The sequence below is a fragment of the Bacillus proteolyticus genome, assembly GCF_001884065.1.
GTDB classification, from domain to species: domain Bacteria; phylum Bacillota; class Bacilli; order Bacillales; family Bacillaceae_G; genus Bacillus_A; species Bacillus_A proteolyticus.
In genome coordinates this window covers 1-212 of the sequence record NZ_MACH01000056.1, presented here as the reverse complement: position 1 = coordinate 212, position 212 = coordinate 1, and the positions used below count along the sequence as shown (strand labels likewise).

Genomic DNA, 212 nt, shown 5'->3' with positions numbered 1-212 from the left:
TAAAAATAAAACCATCATGGGAACGAATGAAAAATTGCATCTAGCCGTGATAAATAAGTTTAAGGAAGCTGAACTACAATACGATTTAATCCCTGAAGACCTGAACATTTATGATGAAGTGCTGGGACGTTGGTCGACTGGTGATTTAGAAGAAATAGAACATCTAATTTCGATCATGTCTCAGTATCATTCTGCATTAGCTTCTGAAATCG

Annotated in this window: 1 pseudogene; it reads left to right on the top strand. The window is 35.8% G+C overall.

Features of this window, described 5'->3' with window-relative positions:
• Nucleotides 1–212: pseudogene (locus tag BAQ49_RS09575) on the top strand (hypothetical protein); the annotation flags it as partial.